The organism is Sulfuricurvum sp. (assembly GCF_023229695.1).
Lineage (GTDB): Bacteria > Campylobacterota > Campylobacteria > Campylobacterales > Sulfurimonadaceae > Sulfuricurvum.
On record NZ_JALNYS010000012.1, the window covers coordinates 19,373 to 41,753 of the forward strand.

Sequence of the window (22,381 nt, forward strand, 5' to 3'; positions counted from 1 at the left end):
TCTCTATTTTAACAATGACAACGATCAGGATATCTCTATGAAAAAACTATTATTCTCAACCGCTGCCGCCGTCTCTTTGATGGCAGAGACAACCGAACTGGAAACTCTCAAAACCCAAATGGTGCACATGCAGCAGACGCTGCAGTCGATGCACGAGAAGATCAACGCCCTCGAATCGTCCAATGCTCAGGAAACACCTCCGTCCGAAATTCTCCCTTTGACAGGCCCAAACAACGGCACCCTTTCCAATCTGGACTTCTCCCTTATCCTCGACACCTCCTACGTCAACCGCTCCCAAAAAGAGGAGAGGCTATCGGCCTTAAATACCCCCGGATTTGTTAAAAGTCCCCTCAGTGAATCCCCCTATAACCCCTCCAACGGATTTAACCTCAATTATGCCGAAGTGGCACTCCACTCCGTTGTGGACCCCTATCTGGACGCCGACGTGGTGTTTCATGTTGCCGAGGGGGGCGTGGAGATCGAAGAGGGGTATTTGACCAGCCGCAATCTCCCCTACAATCTCCGCATTCGCGGAGGAAAACTCTTAAGCGAATTCGGGCGGATCAACGCGCAGCATCACCATGCCTGGAACTTTTCCGATTTGCCGCTGGTCTATCGATCGTTCCTCGGACATGAAAAACTCAAAGAGAACGGGGTACAGTTTCAGTGGATCGCCCCGACCGAACCCTATCTGATGTTCGGAATCGAAGCGTTGCAGGGGTCCAATTACGCCTCGTTCGGTACAACCCCCATCACCAATTCCTATGACGGATCGACGCTTGCATCCTCCCCCGCCAAACCCTCCCTCATCGTCGGATATGCCAAAACCTCGATGGATATCGCCGAATCGACCCTCTTGGCCGGTGCAAGCGTCGTCAGAGGGGAGAGCCGGATCGATTTTGCCGATTCCGATCCGGCCTTTAGCGGGAAAAGCACCCTCTACGGGGTCGATTTCACCCTGAAACACTATTTTGACAGCTACAGCTCCCTGAGCTGGCAGAGCGAATGGCTTTACCGCACGATGGAGGGGAGACAATTTAGCGATAACGGGAGTGCCCTCCTCGATGAGCTCTCCGGCAGGAAGCAAGCCGGATTCTACACCGAACTCGTTTACGCACCCGATCAAACCTGGCGTTTCGGGACACGCTACGACTCCATTTATCACAACGCCCTGTCGGTAGAAGGGGTCGATCGCCATCTCCCCGGATCGATGGAACAGATCTCCGCCATGATCGAGTATCACACCAGTGAGTTCGCCCGATACCGCTTCGAGTATGCCCATTCCAATGCCCTTTTCACGACGGCAGGGGAGCGTCAGCCTCTCGATTCCTTTATCTTTTCGGTCAATCTTGCCATCGGCAAGCACACCGCCCACTCATTTTAAGGAACATCCATGCGCCTGCTTTTACTCCTCGCCCTCCTCGTCTCCCTCTCTGAGGCCAAACTCACCGTCGCGGTGAGCTATCCCTATATTGCCTCCATCGCCAAAACGATCGGCGGCGACAAGCTCACCGTCGAGACACTGGCACAGGGGAGCTGGGATCCCCATTTTGTCGTCCCCAAACCCTCCCTCATCGGACGGCTCCGCAGTGCCGACCTCATCATTATCAACGGTGCCGATCTGGAGAGCGGGTGGCTTCCGCCGCTCTTAACCCGCGCATCCAACGGCAATTTGAACAATCCCGCCAATGTACTGGATCTCTCGAAAAAAGTCAAACTAATCGATATACCGACCGATACCGGCCGTGCGGGGGGAGACGTGCATGCGGACGGAAATCCCCATTTTCACCTCGATCCGCACAATATCCCGGTTCTGGCCGAAGCGATCACCCTCTTTCTCTCCCAAAAAGATCCGGCAAATGCCCCACTCTATCGCGGTAACCTCGCCGCGTTTAAATCCCTCTGGAGTACAAATCTCAAGCGGTGGGACAGTACCATGGCTCCGCTGCGGGGTACAAGCGTCATCCAATACCATCCGGTATTCAACTATTTTCTCCGTGCCTACGGTTTGAAATCGCTGGCCACCATCGAACCGCTTGCCGGTATCCCCCCCTCCTCGGGTCATACGATGAAACTCATCGGAATCATTGCTGCCGAAAAACCGCTGTGCATCATGCACGATGTTTACCATTCGACCAAAACCGGAGAGTTCCTGCACGATAAAACCGGGATCAAACTGCTGCTAATGCCTCACGATGTCGGGTCGTTGGAGACGATTGATACGATTAGCGCCCTCTTCGATGCCCTCACCAAGAGGCTTCAATGATCGACATCTTTCTTATCCCTCTGATTCTGGCATTCCTTCTGGTCATCATTCATGCCTGGTTCGGGACCGGTATCCTTCAGCGGGGGATCATTTTCACCGATCTCGCGATCGCCCAGTTCGCCGCTTTGGGTTCATCGATCAGTCTGGGATATTTTCATCAAGAGCACCTCTATCTCATCACCCTCCTATTTGCCCTGATCGCCGCATTTTTCATCGCTTTTGCCTCGTTACGCAATCTCAATCTTGAGGCCTTTATCGGGCTCATCTACGTTCTGGGGGCGAGCGGCATCCTGATGGTCCTCTCCCACAGTGCGGAGGGGATGGAGCATTTTAAATCGCTTCTGGCCAACGATATCCTCTTCACCACCCAAGAGCAGCTGACTCAAGCGCTCCTCCTTTATGGAGCAATCGCGCTGGCGCTGTGGAAGGTTTATCCGAAAACCAAAGGGTTTATCCGTGAACTCCTTTTCTTTTCCCTCCTTGCCCTCACCGTCACCTCATCGGTGCAGCTTGCGGGGGTACTGGTCGTGTTCGTCTTGCTCATCGCCCCGGTTCTGGTTGCTTCGATGCAGCGGCGGTTTCCGCCGTTCCCCTTTGCCCTTTGGTTTGGATGGGGTATCTGCCTGAGTGCGATCTCCCTTGCCTTCTACGCCGATTTACCGACGGGATATACGATCGTATCGATCGGAGCTTTCACCTCGATCGTATCCGTTTTAGCCCTCTCTGCAAAAAAAGAGAGCGTATCGAAGCTGTGACAAAGATATTTCCTAAACTAAAGTCAAGTAAAAATTGAAAATTCTTTGAAAAAGGTTAAATTTTAGTAACCTAAACGTATTTTATCGGAAATTCTCTTTGCTCTGTCTCCGACTTGTTCAGCCCATTTACTTTTCAAAACTTCAATCGATGCTTCTTCGAATTTGCCTTCTTCCATTAATTTTAGGGTTCTTTTAAATCCGAGGACTTTGTCGATACCCATGTTAAATGTCATGTTAATAAGGGCGGATTGTCTGCCGTCGCAAAGTTGATCAAAGAATTTTAGGTTTCTTGAAAGATCATATTTCGCGGCCTTAATGTCAGTTTGTAACATTGTAAATGCTTCAGAACGTGAAATTCCTTTATCATCAAGATTTCTTCCGAAACCTATCGTTAATTTTCCAACTGTGTCTTTATAAGGTTTTGAGCTAAAACCCTCATCGATTATTAGTTGTTCTTCCAATTTAGTCATTGAATGTAGCCTTTCTGTTTGAGGAAAATATAGATTCCTACCGTGATTACTCCAACAAGAGCGTAGAAGCCGTTGACCGTTTTTTTGCCTATATCGCGATATGCACGGTCTGTCATTTCTTTGATTGTCATGTTTACGATTTTTTGAAGCATTTCATCATCTAAAGTGTAGTTACACTCAATGTTGTTTTTTTTGCAATTGTCACACATCGTAAATCCTTATGTAACCGTTTGTTTCGTAGTTATAGGAAGATGAGCCGCTGTAGTAATTACCCAATGTCTCTTTTGTGATGAGAACGCCAACATTATTAAAAATTCCGGCGTTTGCATCATAAAATACCCGCTTTAGTGGGGTTCCCGAAACACGTTTTCGCAATTCCCAAAAAAGCGTTGTTGATGAGCCTGCAACATACGGTTTGTACGCGATGATGAATACTTGACCGCTCATAACTTCTAAGTTAAATGTTGGTATTGCAACTTCGCGATAAGGCAAAAGCGGCATACATGGAGAAGTTAGGAAAGCATTTAACGCGATTGAAGAACCTTTAACACGAGAATAAGCGACCGAATCATTTTTGATTCCGAGGAAATTTGAAGCGTTTGAAATATAATCCACGAAGCTTTGAAGATCAATTGAAAATCGTGCAGGGTCGTAAGATACGCTTTTAATGTACGTTAACCAATCAACCGGAACGATGGGTTTCTCGGGTACGAATTCTTCACTAAATGAATCAAAAAGAGGGAGAAGATCAGTATTTATAATACTTTGGATTGTGTTTAAGAGGCGATGTATTTCAGGATTTGTGATCATGGGAAACCCCCGCTTTACGCGAAGGTTACAGGTTTGAAGCCGATAATAACAACTTCATCGATGAGAATTCCGTTGATGGTCAACCCTTTAAGAGTTGCAACGATTTCATCAGTATTCGTTGTCGATTTTGCGAAGAAGTGCAAGTAATCGCGTTTACCGGTTCCGGTATTGCGGTACTGAACACGAGTTTCGTACACAAGAGTGACAGCAGCATCAGAACCAACGGAAGATGTTTCTTCGAAAACTTTATAAGTCCCTTCAAGAAGATCCGCACAAATTGTTTCCGCGTTTACCGCAGTACAAGGAAGATAAATGTTTTGAGAAACCGGGCCGAGTTGATTTTTAACAAGCGATTTCATTATTTAGCTCCTTGATAGATTTGGTTGATGTGTGTTGCCGGAAGTGCGCTTTTCCAATCTGCATCGAAAAGAGCCATATGGGTGAAAACGTCCGTACTGTGTTTTGTCGGTTTGATGTGTTTGAAAGAAACCGTACAACTCAATTTGTCAGCTTTACGACCGACACCGAATTTCATACCGCGCATTGTTGCCGGAGCTGTTGCAATATCTACACCGCCGCTGCTTTTTTCGGTAAACGTAGAAATAACGCCTTCCATAAGAGTTTCAAGAGTAGCGAGGGCAGCCAAATTAATTACAGCATCAATTGTGGCGAATTTGCCTTTTACGCTTTGCTTAATAAGCATTGTCTATCCTTTTTTTTTATTTTTCTAAAAAATCAAACCCGATTGATTAGATACTGAAAATATAGATAATTTGTGAATTGTCGGGCAATATTGGATTTTGTAAAGTTGATTAAACAAACCGAGAAGGGAAATTTTAAGTAAGTAAAGTCTAATAGTAGTGGAGAGAGTTTTTAAGGAAAGGTTCAAAAAATTTGAAAAAGTTTATTTTTTAGATGCGCCCCTAAATCGCGTTAGGGGGACATAGTCCCCTACACGCGATTTTTAAGGTGAGGGCGAGGGAGTTTAAAAGTGGTGGCGTGAACCGTCCCTTATCCCTAAAATTTTCGCTTTTTGGGCGAATTTTAGGGGGGACTAACAAAAAGGTCGCCCATGGGGAGGGGGAGGGAAGGGGTAAGATAGGGCTATTGTCCAAAAAGCTTAGAGTTTTTTAGAATGAAAGAACGAACCGCGTCACAGTTGAGGCCGTCGATTTCTAAGCACTGTTTGGCCTTCAAAATTACATCATCAGTATTTTTTGTTAATTTCATGTTTTGAAAATAGAATTGTTGAGATTTTCTCGAATCGTCGTTTCCGTAAAAGAATTTGCACAATTGATAATAGGCCATATCATCGATCGGGGGAAGTGTTTCATCGACATATTCTACTTTTAAGATTTCAGAGACTTGCATTGTTGTAAGTGTGTTATAAAAATCCAGAACAGCCGCGACACTTTTTGCTTCAATATGTGCGGTTTTTGTTGTTGAACCTTGTTTTAATTGAACACGGTATTTAGGCATTATGAATCCTTTTGAAGTTTTCTATGTTTTGAGGTTTGTTTAGACTGGTTAAAGAGTTTGGGAAATCAAAGCCAAGAGGTTTAAAAGTATCAAAGAAGTTTTCTGAATCGAAAGGGAAAAAGCTTGTTCTAAACTCTTTTAGTTCTTTCATCACTTTATTATTTAATATGATTGGTGAATCGTAAAGATCGATTTGATTCGGAAAGTTTATAAACGATGGGGCGTTTTTAACTTCGATGATGTTCGATAAATGTAAAAATATCAGAGGATGGCAATATTTAGAATATCGATCATAGTCAAAGTATGAGTCATTACCTTTTTCAAAATATACGTCCAGATCATATTTTTCAGAATAGCAGACGAAAACAAAGTTATCTACTTTAAATTCTCCGGTTTGAACTTGTTCGATAAAGCCGAGTTTACCGAAGAGACCTTCTCTTCCCGGATAGCGATAACCAAAGACTAAGAGATCATTGTGAATCATGATTTTTTCGGGTCAATTGATTTTTTAGGATTTTGGTAACTGATGCCCAAATCCGTCAGTGGATTTATTTCATAAGTAATTGATTTTAGATATTCTGCATTACCGCCAAATAATTTAACCAACTGTTCCATATATATCATGTTGTTATACATCATTTTTTGCTGAGATTCGTAAATCTTTGCAACATCGACGTTTATCATGTCATTTTTCATTTTTTGTCCTTATGGTCGGAAGAATCCGAGAGCGTTTGTAAGATCTGTGAAAGTTCGAGCTATTCCGATTAATTTGCCGTTGCTGTCTTTTGTATAGATAAATTCATGAAGTTTATTTAATTCTGAAATCTCAATAGGTACAGCGTTAAAATTATCACGACCGATAATTTTTTGCAAAATCAATTTATCTGATTCGCTATAAGTTCCCGTTAACGTTTTAATCATTAGAGAATCCGCGAAACTTTTGTTCTGCATCGATGCAAATCTTAGATCATGCCCTTCTCTTCTTATTGCTGTATCCATAGAAGAGTTTGAGGCACTGATAGTGTTTGCTACGTCGTGACCTGTATTACGTCCGTTCAAAATAGTTTGCATAGCTTGGTAAACTTGACCGATAAACGAATTCGTTACGTCGGTTTGGGAATCGAAAAGTTTTAATCTGTTTAATGCTTTAACGCCTTTCATCGATTTGATACGTTTGCCAATACGGTCAAATGCGCCTTTGTTTCTAAGATAAAGAACGCTTATTACTGCTTCACCCGCCGCAAAGACATATTCGACAAATTTTTCTTCTCGTTTGATAACTTCCATCATCGCAGACATGAAAAGAAATGATGCGCCGCCCGCTAGAATCTCTCTCGCATAATTTACACGTACACGTCCGTTTTCATCTTGTGTGTCTGGGTAGAGTTCCGTTAACTTTTCTGTAATCCATGTATTAACAAGAGAATAACCCACCATCATGGTTGCATCTTCAGCCATATTTGTAACGGTTTGTTTTGCGATTACAGACATTGATTACCTTTAAATTTTAAAAGGAAATCTATAATTAATTATGAAAGTCGGGCAATATTGGAAAATGGGGGCTTTATGAATATCGTGAAATAGGAGAGTTTTAAGGTTTTAAAGTCCTCTAATAGAGGACTAAATTTTCGTGAAAGATGGCATGAAAGGATTATCCGTTGGATATTCGAATTTGGTTTCGTCGTTAAAAATGGCTGATCTTCCTACAAAAGGAATGGTCGGGAAGAAGTCGTTGCCGTCACTTTCTGGATTAATATCTTCATCATTAAATTCATCGTTGTTTGTATCAGTATGAAATTTTGCGTTAGCGGCAGATTCAGCAAGTTTTAATTCGTATGGTGAAAGTTCTTTTGCAACTGTTACGCCGTCGAGGTCTTTAATTTCACGCGGTGTCATTTCAATGGTTTTATCCATAGTGATAAGGTCAGCGGCAACCGAAAAGGGAATCGCGAATTCTGTTATTGTCTTATTAATAGCAAATAAAGCCGATGAAATACTAGAAAGATTCGATTCAAGTGTTCCAAAGAGCTTGACTGATAAAGCAGAGTTAGAAGTCAAAACATCGACAATGTTGTCAAGTGCTTCAACTTGATTTTGTTGATTCTTAAGTAGTGGAGAATCCGCGTTTTGTTTCGCTAAATCCTTGTTTCTTGCTTCATTTTTTGCAATTTGGTCTTTTTGAGCTTTGACTAAGTCTTTAGTCTGTACTTTTTGATTTTTAACAACCAAATCTTTAGAACTAACAATTTCTGCTAATAAATCTAAGCTATCGGCGGCCTGTTCCGTTTTTGAATATGGAACAATATCCGTTTTTCGATTATTTGGATGAATTAGAGAAGTATTGTTTTTTGCTAACTTTTGGGTTGGGGAAAGGTAATTTGCTAAAGATTTGAATTGTTTTGATTCAACTAAAGCGACAGTGCCTAAGGTAGCTAAACCAGAAATGATTTCTAATTGTTTAACACCCATGTGAGCAACCTAAAAAACTCCTAAATAGTGGAGAAATTGACCGATAATAAGACCTAGCATTGAGCCGCGCCATAAATGTACTGAATTCCATAATCGTGAGAGCATTTAAACCCCTTTTAACTATTTTAATCATTTTACACCCCCGTATCTTAAACGGGGTTTACTGTTTGTGTAACAGCAATGAGAAAATCTTCAGGAGCCGACAAAGTTCGTCCAGTTGAATCCATAAGATCATAGGAAGTTGTGTATTGATTATCCGCGATAATCATAATGTAGCTTCTTACTACAACGTAAGTGCCTTCACGACCCTTTACCATTACAAATGTGCCGTCAATATGTTCACAGCCTACGCCGTTGAGGCTTGTAAGCGTTGCCGGGATTGTGAGGACAGATTTATCGTACGGGTATTGAATTTTATAGGCTTCGTGTTGTGCTGTGATCGTTGCGATTTGGTCGTTAACCGATGCTTTATAAGTGTCATATTCGGTTTGCAATGCCGTTAAATTTTCGGTGAGTTTTGTTTCGATGAGGGTTGCGTAGTGATCGCTAAATTTAGCATCAGCTTTTGCGGTTGCAGCCTCATCTAATGCAGTTTGAACGGTGACAAGATTATCGGCTAATTGTGTGTTTAGTGAAGCAATAGCAGATTTTACGGCAGTATTTTCAGCATTAACAGCAGAGAGTTCAGCGTTGTATCGGTTTGCATCGGCGATTGCGATGTTTTTGAGGCCGATTTGGTTTGTGATCTCATCTTGCAAAATTGTGTTCATAGATTGAAGATTGCTTATCATTGTATCACTCGTTGATGTGTCACTGTTTGCAAAGAGTGCACTTACATCGATTGCATGTAATGGGCTTGAATCGATTCGGCAATTTTCGTTGATATGAAGGACAGCATCAACATAGCTTCTAAAGTAGCGACCGTTTACCCGAAGGTAATATTTTTCCTCAGTGCTTGAAATATCAAAGACAGTTCCGGCAGGAAGTCCGTACCACTCAACGTCAAAACTTGCCATATCCGTATTTATATCAAATAGTAATTTGATATTTTCGATAACAGCTACATCATTTGCGGCGTTCCAATCGCAAAAGTTTGAATAATTACTATTAAGCAGTGTTCCGTTTTTATAGCACTCAACTATAAAAGGATGGTTTCCGAATTGATCCGTATTAAGTTGCATTGTGTCGTAACGAATACGGAAAGTGTAATTAAAGCCAATCATTCGATTAAACGGTGCGACGGATGGAGCGTTACCGGTTCCGTTAGATATAAAAGATGGGAAAAGATTGTCTGGAATTGGAATGATTTTAGTCCCTGTATTTACAAGTGTGAAGCCGCTTGTTGCGTAGGATGGAACCGGAGTACCGTTAACGTAAATGTATTCAGCATCGAAAGTAAGAACATTTGTTGTTGAGTCTTTTATTTCAATTTGTGTGTAGTGAAATCCAACTATGTCTTTAATATCGACGCTTTTTGTAAAGTCGACAGTAGCTTTTCCGTTAGTGTACGACAACCAAGGAGCTGTAAAATATTTTGATGGAGCGACAGCATAATCTTGTTTTACGTTTGTGTATTCTCTTATTATGAATCCAGTGCCGCTTATTTCAATATAAAATGTGTTCATTTGATTCTCCTATCATTTCGTGTGATGTCACAGCGTTAACCGCTAGTTGATCTACTGTGTTGTTGTTTTTGGGTTGTAAATATGTACAACCAAGTTGGACAACTTGTAAAACTTTGTCGTCTTTTTTAGAATCACTGTTTTTTGTGTACATTTTAATTATCTCGACAGCGAGAGGGACTAGGAGGGTGATAAAGTTCATGTTTTTCCTTTAAAATATGGGTTGGTGGGCGGATTCCGCCACGTATGGGGATACAATTTGACCGATATAAAAATCTAAATTATCTTTTACAGAATCATCAACTTCGATGATGTCTAACCCCAGTTTTCTTTGTTTTTCAATTTTAAGCATGTAATCAGCGGTTTTTTTGTAACCGTTATCGATAAGACCGATTTCGTGATTTTTAAGTGATCTTTCCTCTGCTTGTCGCATTACCATAGCCTGTAATTCAGGTGTGTATTCTCCATAGTGCTTAATAATTGTTGAGATGCAAGCACAAACGGAGTTCATCGCGTAGATTGGAAGTGATTGTTTCACTTGATTAAAACGAAAATAAAAATCTGCTTTCGTTGCGTTATAAAAAGTAATAAGTTTCCAAAAATCGTGTAGATCAGCTTTATTTTTCAATCGTTTAATCGCTGTTTTAGTGTAAGGTTTTGGGATGCCAGATTTTAAGATTCTGTATCCGAGGATTAGACTGATAACAGTTTCTTGATCTAGGTCTTTCATGGAATAGTAAGAGTGACAAAAAGTCCAGATTGAAGGCAAATTGTTTAATAGAACTTCGGTGAATTCAAATGATTCTTTATAAGCATTGAAAAGAGTTTTTAAGATTGGTTTTCTGATTTGAAACTCGATGCGCCAGACCGGATTTTCTTCGTTATAGTCTGGGTTTTTATTCCATAGTAATTGAGAGTGTGCAGAATCCGGATGTATTTTTATCTCTTTTGATTTATTGTAGATACGTAATAAATTGTTTGATGAGCCGAAATACATGGTTTCGAGTTCTTCTGAATTAAAAATCATGTGGCGGCCTAGTTCGCCACCGTCGCCTTCAATGTACTTAGCTTTTGTCGTGTAGTTTTTAAATCGTTTCATATCAAGTAATGTAAAGTTATAACCCTGTGTATCAGCCGCAAGGTGTATTTCTTGAGCTTTTGAAATGTAATCTTTATGAATGTAGGTTTGAACGAATTTTTTAACCGTTTCATATGCGTCTTTGATACCGTATTTGACGAGATACGATGCGCGGTATTCGATTTTTATGGAAGGGTTTTTATCCGTTTTTGTGTCGCCGCGTTTGCGAAATGCTATTGAAATATCTTGATTTTTCATAGTTACGGAATAGCCCGTAATTGACGTTGCCATTACTTGAAATTTGATTCCACCAACCACAAAATTGACAAAGCGTAGATCATTGTTTTGATGATGGATGAATTGTGCTTCTTCTTTGAATTCCATCAAAGCGCAAATAAATTTGTTGTATTCGATGGTGTCGCCTTTGAGGTATAAAGCCTCTTTAAAAGTGTCAACGTGTTGAGAGATGAGAATCATTTTAAATCACCGTTCATAATTGATTGGGTAAATAAGTGTAAAGCAAAACATTCTTCAATGTAAGCGTCTTTATCAATGTAATTTGATTTATCAGAATCACTCATTTTTTCCCAATGATCAGAAGATTCATTATAGACACGCATAAATTGCAAAAATTCTTTAACAGCTTGTAGATAGTTTCTCATTGTTTATCCTGCTTTATTGCGTATAAAGGGAATTGACGAGTAATGCCATCATCACAGTGGCAAGAGTAATAGGATTCATCGATGTAGTGAATGCCATCATCATAGAAAACTTTTCTTACGTGTTTATGAAAAGAGAGAACAACACCTTTCACCGTTGGCACTTTGAAATGAACGAATCGAAGTCCTACCATTTTAAAACCTCGCCATCAAATGTGAAATCTGGAAGGCGGCAATCCCAAGGTACCTTTTTAAAATCAATTCCTTCGTTAATGAAGTCATTGAAAAAATTGCAATATTCACCTTTTAAATGTGTGCAATAGTTGCAAGGCTCTAAAAAGAGATCATCTTCAATAATAGTGATCATTTGACACCATCCATGTATTTATCTTGTAATTGCGCTAAACGTGCTTTTTTGGAATCTGAAAAAGGTACACTTAACCCCCTTGTTAATCCAGCTCGGGAAAACCTTTTTTCGAGTCCAGAAAAGGCCGTATGGTCACCCATTGTGTTAGAAAGGAACGTCAAAGTCGAAAGGTATCTTTTTGAGAGTTCAAAGATTTCTTTCAAAATTGGAGTTATGGAAGGACTGTTAAACTCTTTTTTAAAGTAGCCGGAGTGAGTACGATAGAATGAGCATTTATTCATAGTAAATGATTCGATGATACTGTCACCCCATGAGATTGTACGGGGTGGAAATGATTCAACACCATCATCTAAGCGACCGCCATTAAATGCGATTTGATCAATGTTTTCGATAATCATTGTTATCTGCCTTGTATTTTTGCAAACTAGTTAAGATTCGGCTCCATTCAGCAAGATAGCCGCGTTTAACGCCGTTTGAAAGCTTGTATCTGGAAACGCTAATAGCCCGTTCAATTGTGATATCATCATCAATAAAGAAGCGAAATTGTTTTATGAGTTCTTCAGGCGTGTATCGGTGAAGAGAGATGTTCTCTTTTATAAATTCAATATCAATAAACATCGTGTATCCTTTCCCCCAAAGGGGATTTATTAAGATTCGAAGCGTAAAGGGATAAGGCCGTCCTGTTCTTTTCCGAAAACTTTCACTTTTCCGTGACGTGCAATGAGCAGGTATTCTCCAAATTCTTCAACACTATTAAAAAGGTTTTCATCGTTGATCGGTAATTCTAAGCTTCCGCCTGTATATCCGAAAGTAATTGACATTGGAGGCGTGTAAAACATTGGATTACCATCTTCATCATGTACGGGCATATTGTCTTTCATGCGCGGTTTGGCTTGACCAACATACTTTTTGGTGATTTGACCGAAAATCTTTGTTTCGTTCAAAATACGACGAGCCGCACGTTTGCGGTCTAGTTCTAGATATTGCTCTAAAGTCATTGGAGTTTCGTTTTGTTGTGTTATTTCTTTAGACATTTTGTTTTTCCTTTAATTTTTGATTGTAATTTTTAATAATACGATAAACCTGTGATCTATCGACGCCGCTTTCATTCGCTAATCTGTAACGTGTTATGTGTGTTTCTCCTCCTTCTAAAAGATCAAGTAATGTAATAAGCAATTTATCTGTTTGTGTTGGTTTTTTCATTTTTATAATGCCTTCCTGTGTGTTGTGATAATCGTGATATGATCAATCTTAGAATATGAGTCATGATCGTCACTAGAGCTTTTTTCTTTGGTTTGCCCGTTTCAAGTAGTCTTTGATATTTCAGTTTGATAATTGGATTCCACATCACAGAAGAAACGGCAGACATGTAAAGTGCTTTACGTGCATTTTTATCACCACTGTGTGATATATGTGAACCACGTTTAACAGAAATACCGGATTCGTACGGAACCGGAGAAAGGCCAATGAAAGAGACCGTTTGATTTGGTTTGAACTTATCAAAAGTGTCATAAATAATCGGGAGAAGGTTAAGCAATAAACCATCACCAACGCCTTTGATTTCGTCTTTAATGAGTTTTGCTTCTGGGATAGCGGTGTAAAGTTCTTTAACCGCGTATTTCTCCAATATGTCTTGCATATCCGATAATTTCAAAATCATTTGTTCAAGTTCGAGGATTAGGAAATCATCAGCTTTTCGGACTTTTAGTGAGTGGAGAAGATTTTTAGTTTGTCTGATCTGTTTTTCGTAAAGTTCGAGTGAGGTTGTATAGGGTTTAAAACGATCTAAAGTTGGCTTTTCATAACGTTCATTATCTTCGTTTTTTGAGAGATAAAGGGCGATAGAATAGCTGTCAGATTTGTCCGTTTTACCTTTGGTCTTTTTCGATGATTTGGAAAAATGGAAAACTGATCTTGGAGAAAGTACAAAGGGTTCGAGACCCTCAGCAACTAAGAATTTTTCTAAGTCTTTATGATAAACGCCTGTTGACTCAAAGCCTATTTGGCCACCATTAAGCATTTTATAAACGCTTAGAAAAGATTCATAGCCGTTAAGGGTTTGATCGTACTTATTGTAATGCGGTTTGTTTTCGATTAAAAAGCAAACGTCAAATGTATCTTTGGAAATGTCGATACCTGTGAAGTTAAAAGATTTATCTAATGATTCTATCTTAGCTTTCATGCTACTGTTTCCTATTTAGATTAATTTTGAAGTTCCATATCTTTGGATGAGTTATTTCACTCACATGCGTTATCTGAACTTAACAAAATTATATTTGGAAACATCGAAAAACAAAAAAGAATTAATGTTTTTGATGGATAGAGTGATTATAGAAATGCGTTATAATAGGGGATGCAAAATTCAGCCGTAGCGAGCATCGTTATCCAGCACCAAGAGGAGTATCACCTCTTCGTATGCAGCGGAGATTGGAGTATCGAGACGATTTCTCCCATTGCCGCGAAACTCGAAGCATTCCGTCCGAAAGGGGCGATACGGTGGGATTTAACCGCCATTTCCCAGATCGATTCAGCGGGGATCGCCCTGATAGAGCTCTCCTATCGGCAGTTTGAAGCAAAAGGGTTCCCTTCCGAAATGATCGGGAGCAGTGAAAAGTACCAACGGCTCTTTCAGCTTCTCTATGCCCGTCCCTATACCGAGCCGCTTGCATCGGACCAAAACTCGTGGATTTACCGTATCGGCCGAGAGAGTTACCGTTGGGGAGCGGAGATCTTCCGATTTTTCCATTTTTTCGGTGAGCTGTTCCTCGTTCTTCTCCACAGCCTACGCCACCCCTCGACGATCCGTTACCGTTCCGTCGTTTCACATATTTTCACCTCCGGAATCACGGCCCTCCCCATCATCGCCATCAGCGCTTTTTTAATCGGCGTCGTCGTCGCATTTCAAAGCATCGTCCAGCTCCAAAAATTCGGCGCCGATATTTTTATCGTCGATATGATCGGGATATCGCTCTCTCGGGAGCTGGCTCCGCTGATTACCGCCATCGTCGTCGCAGGGCGCAGCGGATCGGCCTATACCGCCCAAATCGGTGCGATGAAAATGACGCAGGAGATCGACGCGATGAAAACGATGGGGTTTCACCCCTTCCTTTTTTTGGTCTGGCCCCGTATTTTTGCCCTGATGATCGTGATGCCGCTGCTGATCTTTTTTGCCGACATCGTCGGAATTGCGGGAGGGATGGTGATCGCTTCGACGCAGGCAAACCTCTCTTTTATCGAGTTTATCCATCGTCTCCAGATTGCGTTACCGCTCAAACATCTCGTCATCGGTATTATCAAAGGCCCTTTTTTCGCTTTTCTGATTGTCATCGCCAGCAGTTTTCGGGGATTTCAGGTCTCCTCCAACACGGAGAGCATCGGCCGCTATACGACCAAAAGCGTCGTGAACTCCATCTTTCTGGTGATCGCCTGCGATGCCCTTTTCTCCATTATCCTGACGGAGTTCAAACTATGAGCCGGGCGATCATCCGGGTCGAAAACGTGGTGAGCACTTTCGGAGAGGCCCTGATCCACGACCGCATCAGCTGTACGGTGTATGAGCATGAGATATATGCCCTTTTGGGGGGGAGCGGATCGGGAAAATCGACCCTGATGCGGGAGATGATCATGCTCCAAGCTCCCCAAAGCGGAACCATCACCGTAATGGGAGAAAACATTGCCGATCTCAGCCTCGAAGAGGCTCACCGGCTCCGTCAGAAATGGGGAGTCCTGTTCCAGTCGGGAGCCCTTTTCTCCTCTCTCACCGTAGGGGAGAACATCGCCCTCCTGTACAAAGAGTACACCGCATTACCTCCGAAACTGATCCGTGAACTCGTCAAACTCAAAATCGATCTGGTAGGGCTCCCCCTCCATGCGATCCACCTTTATCCAAGCGAACTCAGCGGCGGGATGGTCAAACGGGCGGCTCTGGCACGGGCGTTGGCGCTTGATCCCAAACTGCTGTTTCTGGATGAACCCACTTCGGGACTCGATCCGCTAAGCTCCCGCCAGTTTGACACCCTGATTCGCGAACTCCGGGATCTGCTTGGGCTCACCGTTGTTATGGTGACCCATGATTTGGATACCGTACACCACATTATCGACCGTCTCCTCCTCCTGGGAGAACATAAGGCCATTGCAGAGGGGTCGCTTGAGGAGGTACTGACCATCAACCATCCGATTATCGACTATTTTTTTCAAACCGCACACGCACCATCTCATCGAAAGGGGATCCATGGAATCCAAAGTTAACTATACCGCTGTCGGTCTCTTTGTCATACTCTTTACCACGGCACTCGTTGCATTCGGATTTTGGCTGGGCAAATACAATGGGGATACAAAGGATTACCGTTACTACAAGCTCTTTATCACCGAGTCGGTTGCCGGCCTCTCCCCCGAAGCGGCGGTCAAATTTCGCGGAGTGGATGTCGGAAAAGTGGAAACGATCCTGATCAATCCGAACAACAGCGAAGAGATTGAACTCACGTTGAAAATCAAAAAAGAGACCCCCATCAAAACCGATTCGTATGCGATCTTGAAATTTTACGGCATCACCGGACTCGCCTACATCGAGATCGCCGGAGGGACGAAAGAGAGCCCCCTCCTCGTGAGCGATGAGCACACCGTTGCGACGATCCCCTCCTCCCCTTCGCTGATCAAACGGCTGGATGAATCACTGAGCAACGTTGCCTCAAAACTCTCGACCACCCTAGATAAAGCCGACCGCCTTTTCAATGACCGTAATGTCGAAAATGTCGCCCTGACGCTGGAACATTTGCGCTCCCTGAGCGTTCAGCTCGACGGCTATCAAAATGAGGTCCGAACCCTGATTCAGCAGACCATCGCATTGGAAAACAACGCGACCGGTTCTCTCAACTCCATCCAAGATGCCGCCGACGAGACCAAAAAATCTGCCGCCAATTTTAATAACGTCGTCACCGTAAAAATGGGCAATACTCTCGATTCACTCGAAAAAAGCTCCCGAGAAACACACGCCCTCATCCAGAAAATCGAACAGACGGTCGATCGGGGAGACTATGATCTGCGTTCCGTTGCGGCACCTACCGCTACGGAGTTCAATGAACTCATCGCCCAGACAAAACTCCTCTCCAACGAATTGGAACAAAGCTTGAATCACCTTAAAAACAGCCCTTCCGATTTGCTCTTCAAAACATCCAAACCAACCCCCGGCCCAGGAGAAAAATGATGCGCCCCCCTCTCTTTTTAGTTACTCTCACCCTTCTCATAGCAGGGTGCAGTACCCAGACCCCCCCGATGAACGAATACATCCTCTCCTCTGCGTCACTCGCGCCATCATTCATTGAATCGGCAGCTCCCTACACCCTGAAAATGGCTCCCCCGAAAGCACGCCCATCTCTGATCTCCAAACTCTTTTATTACCGCGAAGGGGAGAATAAAATCGGAAGCTACCTGTACAGCCAATGGGTCGATGCACCCGCCGCCATGCTCGATCGGCTCCTCTACACTTCTCTTCAGCAAAATCGCCTCTTTAGCACCACCCTCTCCTCCGGTTCCAACGCTTCGGGCGATTTGGTACTCGAATCGATGTTGCATGATTTTTCACACCGCATCGATCGTTCAGGCCATAGCATGGGGGAGATCGATATCACCTACACCCTCATCGATACCAAAACCAAAAAAGTGATCGCCTCGAAACGGTTCACCGCTTCATCCCCCACACCCACCGTGGATGCACAAGGAGGGGTTATCGCCCTCGATCATGCCGCCACCCATATCATTGAGCAGTGCAGTGCATGGCTCCATCTTATCTCAAAGGAACCTTCATGGAAAAAATAGCGATTCTCTGCTCCGGAGGCGATGTCTCCGGAATGAACCCGGCACTTAAACGGTTTGTCGAATATGCCTACGTCCAAGGGCTTCAACCCTATTTTGTATTTGACGGCTACGAAGGACTTATCGATAACCGTATCCATGAAGCCCACTACCACGACGTCAGCGGAATCGTCTCCCGTGGCGGGACCAAAATCCGTTCCGCCCGTTCCGCAAGATTCAAAGAGGCATCCTTCCGGGCCATAGCGGCAGAGAATCTCAAAAAACGGGGAATTAGCAAACTGATCGTCCTCGGAGGAGACGGAAGTTTTCGGGGGATGGAACGTTTTCATCACGAAAGCGGAATCGCTTTTTGCGGTATCCCCTCTACGATTGACAACGATATCAACGGGACCGATTACTGTCTGGGGGTCGATACCGCCTTGAACATCATTAAAAATGCGGTTGATGCGCTGCGCGATACCGCATCCTCATTTCGGCGGGCATTCGTGATCGAAACGATGGGGCGAAACTGCGGATATCTGGCACTCGTTTCAGCCATCACTTCAGGAGCGGAGATGTGTCTGGTTCCGGAAATTCCGATCGATTATACCGAGTACAAAGGGTGTTTTGAATCGCAGATACGGAATGGACGCGATTATTTTATCGCCATTGTCTCCGAAGCACTCCAAAATACCAAAGAGGTCTCCGAATGGTTTGAAACGGAACTCGGGTTCGAATCGCGTATCACCTTGCTAGGTCATGTTCAGCGGGGGGGAAATCCCACCGTTTATGATCGTTTGATGGCGTATAAATTTATTACCTATGCGATGAACGGGTTACTGGAGGGGCGGACCAACTCGGTGATCTGTTACAACAAAAGCCATTTTAATTTTAAAACCATTGATGAAGTCGCGCTCAACCCTTACCGTCTCGACGAAGAGCTGGTCAACCTTGGGCGCGAACAATTTGCTCCATCGCGCTGTCAAATGTAGGGTATTTAAAGAGAAATCCCCCCTCTTGCAACACGCGAGGGTAGACCTCCTTGGAATCGAGCATCACGACCGATCCCTCACCGAATATGAGCTTCACCACCCAGGCGGGAAGGGTAAAAAAGGTAGGACGGTGCAGTATCTTTCCCATTATTCTTGTCTGCCCCAGATTGCAGATCGGCTCAGGGGAGGTAAAGTTGACCGCCCCTTCAATCAATTTGTTGTCGATCAAAAAGGCACACGCACGGACCAGATCCTCAAGATGTATCCACGATATCATCTGAAATCCGTCCCCCATTTTTCCCCCGACCCCGAGTTTGAAAGGGGGGAGCATCTTCTCCATCGCTCCCCCTCCCGCGCCGTACACGACGCCAAAACGCATCGTACAAACGCGGGTGTGAGACGAATGTCCCCGCATGGCGGCATTTTCCCAATCGCGTACGAGCAACGCTAAAAAGTCATCGCTGTAATCGCGTGAGTACTCATCATGCTGATGATACTTATCGTAAATTCCGACGGCCGAGGCGTTTAAGAGGGTATGGGGAGGATGGGGGGCCTCGCGTATCGCCCTGACCAGTTTATCGGTAGTCTCCAGACGGCTTTGCCGCAAAAGCTGTTTGTAGCTTCTGCTCCATCGTCCCAGAATACTCGCTCCGGCAAGATTGATGACGACATCCGCGCGATTCACCCTGTTTATAATCGATTCGAGCGAGGAGGAGCTGCGGATACTGAGCCCGACCACCTCATCCCCCTCTTGTTCGAAATGATGTTTCAAAGCACTCCCCACAAATCCGTTCGATCCGCAAATGACTATTTTCATTTCAACCCTTATTTGGAATGGACGTTCATTAGAAAGATTGTAACAAATCGCTTGGATAGGGAGTTTTAAAGATAGAGGCAGAATAATTATTAAAGAAAGGATAAAGGGGATTCACCCTCAAAGAGGGCGAAAAAAGGGAATTAACCGCAAGAAGGGACGTTTCCTGAATCGGAACCGTACTCTTTCGCGAAATCACCGATATCTTGTAGCTTTTCTTTGTTATTCGGGTCAGTCAAAATCGGTTTTGCTGCCGGGAATTTTTCACTGTACTCTTTGATGAATCCAGCTGCGTCGTTAGCAAAAAGTTCAGTCCATTCATCGACCGTATGCTCAGCAGCAAACTTGGTACCGTTCATGTTGAATTTTGCTTTTAACGTTTTAAGATATGCCTTTTGACCGGATTTTGCATCAGCAAAAGCGGCAGTACTCATCATACTTGCAGCAACAACAGCCGCAAGAAAAAATGACGTTGTTTTTGTCATAAAGTTCCCCTTAGATTTAGTTTTAAGTACTTTTGCCTTTGTAAACAGAGGCAAAAATTCTTTGATACTTTTTAATGATAGCTTAGAAAGGATAAACGAACGTTTAACGCGTAGCCCTTACCTCTTTTTTTTAGCTTCAATATATCAAAAATGTATCAAATAGTCTCAACTACTCCTCGTCAGCCTGATCCGGGTTCTCCTCAGAGAGCCCCCCTTTGACTTCGCGACGAATTTTATCCTGACGAATTTTACGATACGCTTTGTATTGCGCTTTCGCCAGCTCTTCCCCTTCCATTCCGACCTCTTTACCGATCTCTTCCGCCGAAAGACCCGCTTCATTCATCATAATCATCCGAAACTCTTTTTTTGTCAAATGGCGTTTTAACGACGCATACAGCTCACGCTCGTCTTCACCGAGTTCTACCGCACTGCACTCATAAATACGGGCCAATACTTCGCGAATTGTTTTATCAGGGTTGTAACGCAACCAGAGAGAATTTTCTAACATACTTTTTTCCTTTTTATACGCGTGCGGAGCAAAGCCCCGCCCGCTACGCTAACGCTAAGTTCTCTTCGGCAGAGAGCCCGCGCACGCTTGCACCTTCTTTGCTTAAACGCCGACGGAGCAAAGCCCCGCCCGCTACGCTAACGCTAAGTTCTCTTCGGCAGAGAGCCCGCGCACGCTTGCGTGCTTTTACGCAAACACCTTCGTAATAATTTGGGTGAGGTCTTTTGTCTCTATGATGACATTCGCCTCTTTTTTGAGAATCTCTTTGGCACAAAAGGCCACGCGGGTCCCGGCGTGAGCAAACATGGAGCGATCATTCGCCCCGTCTCCGACAACCATCGTCTCTTCGGGAGTTATCCCGAAGAGCCCTTGAAGGCGCAGCAGCATATCCCCTTTGGAAAAATCGAACATCATATCTCCGCCGACGAGTCCGGTAAGCTTCCCCTCTTTCTCATGCAGTACGTTGGAGAAATCGGCATCGTATCCCAAAATTGCTTTGGCATGCGACGTTGCACTGCGAAATCCGCCGCTGAAACAGACCACTTTAATACCGCGCTCTTTCAAGGCCGCTATCGTCTCGATCGCTCCGGGCATATAAGGGAGATTATGGCAGATTTTTTCCACTTTGGAAAACTCCAGCCCCTTGAGCAAACCGACCCGTTGTTGCAAGGATTCAAAAAAATCAAGTTCCCCGTTCATCGCCCGTTCGGTAATTTCCGAAACCTGTGCTCCGATCCCAAGCGCCTCGGCAAAAAAATCGATCGTCTCTCCGTCCATTAAGGTCGAATCGAAATCAAATACACATAACTTTATCAAAAGTATCGTCCTCTTTGTTATAATGGCGCAATTATATCTTATTGGTCTTAATGGCATCCCTAAAGGCATCTTTTGTTTGAACTTTTCCTGGAAAAACTCCGTCACGGCACCTACATCACACTCGAAACAACTCCGTCACGCTCGGCACAGTTTGCCCCTACCATCGATAAGATTGAAGCCCTTGGACTTCAGAATCTGGTAGACGGATTCAGCACGACCGACAACCCTCTTGCCAAACTTAAATACAATGCCCTCTTCGCCGCCATGAAGCTCCAAGAGCGTTTCGGCAAACCGGCATTGGCCACAATGAGCATGCGCGACCGTAACCGCATTGCCTTGCAAAGCGATCTTCTCGGTGCCAATGAAGCGAACGTCCGCGCTATCCTCGCCCTCACCGGCGACAGCGCACACAACTCCGATCAACCGCATGCCAAAGGGGTTTTCGAGGGGAACAGCAAACTCCTCCTCGACATCATCGCCACCCTCAACAACGGGACCGATATGGCGGAGCAAAAACTCATCGCCCCCGTCCAAGAGATATACCCCTTCGCCGTCACCGATGCGTATGCCAAAAGTGCGGCGACACTGCAAAAGAAAATGACTAAAAAAGTCGCGCACGGGGCGATCGGTATTATCTCTCAACCCGTTTATGATCTCGAAAATGCAAAAAAATTACTGGAGATGATGGCAGAAGCCAACCTCGAAAACAGTGCTGAGTCTGTATTGGTTTTAGGCTATTTTCCGATCACAAAACTCCGCACCGCCCGATTTTTGGATGAAAACGTTCCGGGGATTTTTGTACCGAGCGCATGGGTCGCAGCACTCGAAAAAGCTTCCCACATCAGCCCGGAGGAAGAGTACAAAGTCGGATTTGAGCTGAGCAAAACCCTCTTCGAAGAGCTCAAAGCGCTCCATCCGAAAATCCACATTATGACCGCCAATCAGTTTGAACTCGCCAAGGCGATTTTGAGCTAAAATCATAAATATGGTATATAATTTTA

The 22,381-nt window shown here is 43.8% G+C and carries 33 protein-coding genes; 9 read left to right on the top strand and 24 right to left on the bottom strand.

The genetic code is table 11. The features are described from left to right. Nucleotides 1-37: 37 nt before the first annotated feature. The 3 genes from M0P91_RS09675 to M0P91_RS09685 are packed head-to-tail and all read left to right on the top strand — an operon-like array spanning nucleotide 38 to nucleotide 3,021. Complete coding sequence (locus M0P91_RS09675) at nucleotides 38-1,384, top strand: hypothetical protein (protein ID WP_295066658.1); 1,347 nt, start codon at nucleotides 38-40, stop codon at nucleotides 1,382-1,384. A gap of 9 nt (nucleotides 1,385-1,393) precedes the next feature. Beyond that, nucleotides 1,394-2,266: a zinc ABC transporter substrate-binding protein gene (locus M0P91_RS09680; RefSeq protein WP_295066660.1), complete on the top strand. Its 873-nt coding sequence runs from the start codon at nucleotides 1,394-1,396 to the stop codon at nucleotides 2,264-2,266. Beyond that, nucleotides 2,263-3,021: a metal ABC transporter permease gene (locus M0P91_RS09685; RefSeq protein ID WP_295066662.1), complete on the top strand. Its 759-nt coding sequence runs from the start codon at nucleotides 2,263-2,265 to the stop codon at nucleotides 3,019-3,021. The genes M0P91_RS09680 and M0P91_RS09685 overlap by 4 nt, the downstream gene beginning before the upstream one ends. A gap of 62 nt (nucleotides 3,022-3,083) precedes the next feature. Here the strand turns inward: M0P91_RS09685 and M0P91_RS09690 are convergent, their stop codons facing one another. The 20 genes from M0P91_RS09690 to M0P91_RS09785 form a co-directional block, all read right to left on the bottom strand. Further along, complete coding sequence (locus M0P91_RS09690; RefSeq protein ID WP_295066663.1) at nucleotides 3,084-3,491, bottom strand: glycoside hydrolase family protein; 408 nt, start codon at nucleotides 3,489-3,491, stop codon at nucleotides 3,084-3,086. Next, nucleotides 3,488-3,622 (bottom strand): hypothetical protein, encoded by a 135-nt coding sequence (locus M0P91_RS09695; RefSeq protein WP_295066665.1) that lies wholly within the window; start codon nucleotides 3,620-3,622, stop codon nucleotides 3,488-3,490. The genes M0P91_RS09690 and M0P91_RS09695 overlap by 4 nt, the downstream gene beginning before the upstream one ends. Nucleotides 3,623-3,692: 70 nt before the next feature. Continuing rightward, nucleotides 3,693-4,301 carry a hypothetical protein gene (locus tag M0P91_RS09700; RefSeq protein WP_295066667.1) on the bottom strand — a complete coding sequence of 203 codons (609 nt, stop codon included), beginning with the start codon at nucleotides 4,299-4,301 and terminating at the stop codon, nucleotides 3,693-3,695. Between the two features lie 14 nt (nucleotides 4,302-4,315). Further along, on the bottom strand, nucleotides 4,316-4,660 hold the full coding sequence (locus tag M0P91_RS09705) for a hypothetical protein (protein WP_295066669.1): 345 nt from the start codon (nucleotides 4,658-4,660) through the stop codon (nucleotides 4,316-4,318). Next, a complete protein-coding gene (locus tag M0P91_RS09710; RefSeq protein ID WP_295066670.1) occupies nucleotides 4,660-5,004 on the bottom strand; it encodes a hypothetical protein in 345 nt (114 codons plus the stop codon). Before M0P91_RS09710 ends, M0P91_RS09705 begins: the two co-directional genes overlap by 1 nt. A 401-nt stretch (nucleotides 5,005-5,405) precedes the next feature. Next, on the bottom strand, nucleotides 5,406-5,780 hold the full coding sequence (locus tag M0P91_RS09715; RefSeq protein ID WP_295066672.1) for a hypothetical protein: 375 nt from the start codon (nucleotides 5,778-5,780) through the stop codon (nucleotides 5,406-5,408). After that, complete coding sequence (locus M0P91_RS09720; protein ID WP_295066673.1) at nucleotides 5,773-6,264, bottom strand: hypothetical protein; 492 nt, start codon at nucleotides 6,262-6,264, stop codon at nucleotides 5,773-5,775. The genes M0P91_RS09715 and M0P91_RS09720 overlap by 8 nt, the downstream gene beginning before the upstream one ends. Next, nucleotides 6,261-6,476, bottom strand: coding sequence for a hypothetical protein (locus M0P91_RS09725; RefSeq protein WP_295066676.1), 216 nt, complete (start codon nucleotides 6,474-6,476; stop codon nucleotides 6,261-6,263). The genes M0P91_RS09720 and M0P91_RS09725 overlap by 4 nt, the downstream gene beginning before the upstream one ends. 9 nt (nucleotides 6,477-6,485) lie before the next feature. Next, complete coding sequence (locus M0P91_RS09730; RefSeq protein ID WP_295066678.1) at nucleotides 6,486-7,271, bottom strand: hypothetical protein; 786 nt, start codon at nucleotides 7,269-7,271, stop codon at nucleotides 6,486-6,488. Between the two features lie 129 nt (nucleotides 7,272-7,400). Continuing rightward, nucleotides 7,401-8,249, bottom strand: coding sequence for a hypothetical protein (locus M0P91_RS09735; RefSeq protein ID WP_295066680.1), 849 nt, complete (start codon nucleotides 8,247-8,249; stop codon nucleotides 7,401-7,403). 149 nt (nucleotides 8,250-8,398) lie between these two features. Continuing rightward, on the bottom strand, nucleotides 8,399-9,874 hold the full coding sequence (locus tag M0P91_RS09740; protein ID WP_295066681.1) for a hypothetical protein: 1,476 nt from the start codon (nucleotides 9,872-9,874) through the stop codon (nucleotides 8,399-8,401). Further along, on the bottom strand, nucleotides 9,855-10,073 hold the full coding sequence (locus M0P91_RS09745; RefSeq protein WP_295066683.1) for a hypothetical protein: 219 nt from the start codon (nucleotides 10,071-10,073) through the stop codon (nucleotides 9,855-9,857). The genes M0P91_RS09740 and M0P91_RS09745 overlap by 20 nt, the downstream gene beginning before the upstream one ends. Nucleotides 10,074-10,082: 9 nt before the next feature. Further along, nucleotides 10,083-11,426, bottom strand: a complete 1,344-nt coding sequence (locus M0P91_RS09750; protein ID WP_295066684.1) for a hypothetical protein — start codon at nucleotides 11,424-11,426, stop codon at nucleotides 10,083-10,085. Then, the gene (locus M0P91_RS09755; RefSeq protein WP_295066686.1) at nucleotides 11,423-11,611 is read right to left on the bottom strand and encodes a hypothetical protein; all 189 of its coding nucleotides are present in this window, start codon (nucleotides 11,609-11,611) and stop codon (nucleotides 11,423-11,425) included. The genes M0P91_RS09750 and M0P91_RS09755 overlap by 4 nt, the downstream gene beginning before the upstream one ends. 184 nt (nucleotides 11,612-11,795) lie before the next feature. Further along, nucleotides 11,796-11,975 (bottom strand): hypothetical protein, encoded by a 180-nt coding sequence (locus M0P91_RS09760; protein ID WP_295066688.1) that lies wholly within the window; start codon nucleotides 11,973-11,975, stop codon nucleotides 11,796-11,798. Beyond that, nucleotides 11,972-12,373 (bottom strand): hypothetical protein, encoded by a 402-nt coding sequence (locus M0P91_RS09765; RefSeq protein WP_295066690.1) that lies wholly within the window; start codon nucleotides 12,371-12,373, stop codon nucleotides 11,972-11,974. The genes M0P91_RS09760 and M0P91_RS09765 overlap by 4 nt, the downstream gene beginning before the upstream one ends. Further along, nucleotides 12,354-12,593, bottom strand: coding sequence for a hypothetical protein (locus M0P91_RS09770; RefSeq protein ID WP_295066692.1), 240 nt, complete (start codon nucleotides 12,591-12,593; stop codon nucleotides 12,354-12,356). The genes M0P91_RS09765 and M0P91_RS09770 overlap by 20 nt, the downstream gene beginning before the upstream one ends. Nucleotides 12,594-12,622: 29 nt before the next feature. Next, nucleotides 12,623-13,009, bottom strand: coding sequence for a hypothetical protein (locus M0P91_RS09775; RefSeq protein WP_295066693.1), 387 nt, complete (start codon nucleotides 13,007-13,009; stop codon nucleotides 12,623-12,625). Further along, the gene (locus M0P91_RS09780) at nucleotides 13,002-13,178 is read right to left on the bottom strand and encodes a hypothetical protein (protein ID WP_295066695.1); all 177 of its coding nucleotides are present in this window, start codon (nucleotides 13,176-13,178) and stop codon (nucleotides 13,002-13,004) included. Before M0P91_RS09780 ends, M0P91_RS09775 begins: the two co-directional genes overlap by 8 nt. Next, complete coding sequence (locus M0P91_RS09785) at nucleotides 13,153-14,157, bottom strand: transposase (RefSeq protein ID WP_295066696.1); 1,005 nt, start codon at nucleotides 14,155-14,157, stop codon at nucleotides 13,153-13,155. The genes M0P91_RS09780 and M0P91_RS09785 overlap by 26 nt, the downstream gene beginning before the upstream one ends. A gap of 171 nt (nucleotides 14,158-14,328) precedes the next feature. Here M0P91_RS09785 and M0P91_RS09790 point away from each other — a divergent pair, with 171 nt between their 5' ends. Genes M0P91_RS09790 through M0P91_RS09810 form a run of 5 tightly spaced genes read left to right on the top strand, consistent with a single transcriptional unit; the run spans nucleotide 14,329 to nucleotide 18,757 of the window. Next, a complete protein-coding gene (locus tag M0P91_RS09790; RefSeq protein WP_295066698.1) occupies nucleotides 14,329-15,447 on the top strand; it encodes an MlaE family lipid ABC transporter permease subunit in 1,119 nt (372 codons plus the stop codon). After that, nucleotides 15,444-16,223: an ATP-binding cassette domain-containing protein gene (locus M0P91_RS09795; protein ID WP_295066699.1), complete on the top strand. Its 780-nt coding sequence runs from the start codon at nucleotides 15,444-15,446 to the stop codon at nucleotides 16,221-16,223. Before M0P91_RS09790 ends, M0P91_RS09795 begins: the two co-directional genes overlap by 4 nt. Then, nucleotides 16,207-17,178, top strand: a complete 972-nt coding sequence (locus M0P91_RS09800; protein ID WP_295066701.1) for an MlaD family protein — start codon at nucleotides 16,207-16,209, stop codon at nucleotides 17,176-17,178. The genes M0P91_RS09795 and M0P91_RS09800 overlap by 17 nt, the downstream gene beginning before the upstream one ends. After that, nucleotides 17,175-17,789 carry an ABC-type transport auxiliary lipoprotein family protein gene (locus tag M0P91_RS09805; protein WP_295066702.1) on the top strand — a complete coding sequence of 205 codons (615 nt, stop codon included), beginning with the start codon at nucleotides 17,175-17,177 and terminating at the stop codon, nucleotides 17,787-17,789. The genes M0P91_RS09800 and M0P91_RS09805 overlap by 4 nt, the downstream gene beginning before the upstream one ends. Beyond that, complete coding sequence (locus M0P91_RS09810) at nucleotides 17,777-18,757, top strand: 6-phosphofructokinase (protein ID WP_295066704.1); 981 nt, start codon at nucleotides 17,777-17,779, stop codon at nucleotides 18,755-18,757. Before M0P91_RS09805 ends, M0P91_RS09810 begins: the two co-directional genes overlap by 13 nt. Here the strand turns inward: M0P91_RS09810 and M0P91_RS09815 are convergent. The 4 genes from M0P91_RS09815 to serB form a co-directional block, all read right to left on the bottom strand. Next, nucleotides 18,711-19,574 carry a TIGR01777 family oxidoreductase gene (locus M0P91_RS09815; protein WP_295066706.1) on the bottom strand — a complete coding sequence of 288 codons (864 nt, stop codon included), beginning with the start codon at nucleotides 19,572-19,574 and terminating at the stop codon, nucleotides 18,711-18,713. The genes M0P91_RS09810 and M0P91_RS09815 overlap by 47 nt on opposite strands. Nucleotides 19,575-19,714: 140 nt before the next feature. Then, nucleotides 19,715-20,056 carry a hypothetical protein gene (locus tag M0P91_RS09820; RefSeq protein ID WP_295066708.1) on the bottom strand — a complete coding sequence of 114 codons (342 nt, stop codon included), beginning with the start codon at nucleotides 20,054-20,056 and terminating at the stop codon, nucleotides 19,715-19,717. 169 nt (nucleotides 20,057-20,225) lie between these two features. After that, the gene (locus M0P91_RS09825) at nucleotides 20,226-20,564 is read right to left on the bottom strand and encodes a hypothetical protein (RefSeq protein WP_295066710.1); all 339 of its coding nucleotides are present in this window, start codon (nucleotides 20,562-20,564) and stop codon (nucleotides 20,226-20,228) included. Nucleotides 20,565-20,750: 186 nt separating this feature from the next. Beyond that, nucleotides 20,751-21,380 carry a phosphoserine phosphatase SerB gene (serB, locus tag M0P91_RS09830; protein WP_295066712.1) on the bottom strand — a complete coding sequence of 210 codons (630 nt, stop codon included), beginning with the start codon at nucleotides 21,378-21,380 and terminating at the stop codon, nucleotides 20,751-20,753. A 72-nt stretch (nucleotides 21,381-21,452) separates the two neighbouring features. Between serB and M0P91_RS09835 the strand changes: the two genes are divergently transcribed. Beyond that, nucleotides 21,453-22,355, top strand: a complete 903-nt coding sequence (locus M0P91_RS09835) for a methylenetetrahydrofolate reductase (protein WP_295066714.1) — start codon at nucleotides 21,453-21,455, stop codon at nucleotides 22,353-22,355. Nucleotides 22,356-22,381 lie beyond the last annotated feature (26 nt).